The 1901-nt window shown below is 75.5% G+C and carries 3 protein-coding genes; all 3 read left to right on the top strand.

Translation table 11 applies throughout. The annotated features are described in order from the left end of the window. Positions 1 to 89: 89 nt before the first annotated feature. Entirely contained in the window at positions 90 to 1073 is a 984-nt protein-coding gene (locus tag GTQ99_RS22740) for an aldo/keto reductase (RefSeq protein WP_166617942.1), read from the top strand. A 141-nt stretch (positions 1074 to 1214) separates the two neighbouring features. Further along, a complete protein-coding gene (locus GTQ99_RS22735) occupies positions 1215 to 1565 on the top strand; it encodes a hypothetical protein (protein ID WP_166617941.1) in 351 nt (116 codons plus the stop codon). Between the two features lie 171 nt (positions 1566 to 1736). Then, positions 1737 to 1883, top strand: coding sequence for a hypothetical protein (locus GTQ99_RS22730; RefSeq protein ID WP_166617940.1), 147 nt, complete (start codon positions 1737 to 1739; stop codon positions 1881 to 1883). Positions 1884 to 1901 lie beyond the last annotated feature (18 nt).

Genomic DNA, 1901 nt, shown 5'->3' with positions numbered 1-1901 from the left:
GGGGTGGCGCACCGGCAGAACGAGGCGGGGCTCCCGGGGGTTCAGCGGGCGGCGCGCCGCCCGCCCGGGCACCGCCTAGGGTGCGGTGCGTGCAGACGAGGACGCTGGGCAGGACCGGCCGCGAGGTCGGCGTGGTGGGGCTGGGCTGCTGGCAGCTCGGCGGGGACTGGGGCACGGTCGGTGACGACGACGCGCTGGCGACGCTGGGCGCCGCCGTGGACGCCGGGGTCACCTTCCTGGACACCGCGGACGTCTACGGCGACGGCCGCAGCGAGCGGCTGGTGGGCCGCTTCCTGCGCGGGTCCGGTCGCCGCGACGTGCTGGTGGCCACGAAGATGGGCCGGCGCGCCGACCCGCACGAGCCGGCGGCGTACACCCTGGACGCCTTCCGCGCCTGGAACGACCGCAGCCGGGAGAACCTGGGCGTCGACACGCTCGACCTGGTGCAGCTGCACTGCCCGCCGACGCCGGTGTACGGCGACGACTCCGTCTTCGAGGCCCTCGACACCCTCGTGCAGGAGGGCCGCACCGCGGCCTACGGCGTCTCGGTGGAGACCGTCGCCGAGGGGCTGGCCGCGGTGGCCCGCCCGCACGTGGCGAGCGTGCAGATCATCCTGAACCCGCTGCGGATGAAGCCGGTCACCGAGTTCCTGCCGGCGGCCGCGGAGGCGGGCGTGGGGGTCGTGGTGCGGGTGCCGCTGGCCTCGGGGCTGCTCTCGGGCCGCTACGACGAGCGGACGACGTTCCCCGCCGACGACCACCGCAACTACAACCGCTCGGGCGCGGCCTTCGACGTCGGCGAGACCTTCGCGGGCGTGCCGTTCGAGGTGGGGCTGCAGGCCGCGCGGCGGTTGTCCGCCGTCGCCGGCGAGGTGCCGCTGGCCGCGTTCACGCTGCGCTGGATCGTGGACCAGCCGGGCGTGAGCGTCGTCATCCCGGGTGCGCGCAACGGCGAGCAGGCGCGCGGGAACGCCGCCGCCGCGGACCTGCCCGCCCCGACGGCGCAGCAGCGCGAGGAGGTCTCGGCGGTCTACCGCGAGCTGGTGGCCGAGCACGTGCACGACCGCTGGTGACGCCCCTCCACCGGTGGGACCACCGCCCACCGGTGGAGCCTTCACCTACGACGGCGCGTCGTTGACAACGGTTGCGCCACAAGGTGGGTGGTGGGCCCCGAGAGGTGCGGACCACCGCCCGGCAGGGCCTACCCTCGTCGGGTGCCTTTTGAGCGACTCCGCTTGATGAGCGACTACCAGGCGCCGACCCCGGTGTGGGCACCTGCGGACCTGGGCGGCTTCGTCCTGACGACCGAGCACCTGGACGACCTCGGCCTCACCGAGACGCTGCGCACCGACCTGCTGCGCTGGCAGGCCTTCTTCGACGACCACCACCCCGTCGACCTGTGCGGGTGGGACTCCCCGCTCTCGTGCGAGCAGTACGCCGGCGAGGGCTTCCGCCTGCAGCGCGAGCTCGCGCGGGCGCTGCCCGGGGTGCGCTTCGACCTCGACCTGTGGCCCGTGCGGGCGGTCGAGGAGGAGCTGGCCGACTCCGGCGCCCGGGGCGCCTGACAGCCCGCCCCCGAGCGCGTACCGTCGAGGGGACCGCACGGGACCCGCTGGGCCCCGTCACCGGCCCGGCTCGACGAGAACGGGGAGTCGGAGCGACCGGCCGCCGGTGCCACGCGGCACAGCAGCGCCCCGCGCACCCCGCCGGCCCGGCCCGGCAGCCAGGAGACCCCCGTGGACAAGTCCCCCCGCAACACGACGGCCAAGAAGTCCGGCAAGTCGCTCAAGGAGAAGCGGGTCGACAAGAAGGCGAAGTCGGCCGTGCGCGGTGCCGCCGACGCGGTCGCCGAGAGCGTCAGCGGCAGCCACCGCAAGCGCTGACCGCCCGGCCCGCCACCC

Source organism: Kineococcus vitellinus, assembly GCF_009906315.1.
Lineage (GTDB): Bacteria > Actinomycetota > Actinomycetes > Actinomycetales > Kineococcaceae > Kineococcus > Kineococcus vitellinus.
The sequence above is the reverse complement of the archived record's forward strand: the minus strand, read 5'-3'. Positions and strand labels throughout refer to the sequence as shown.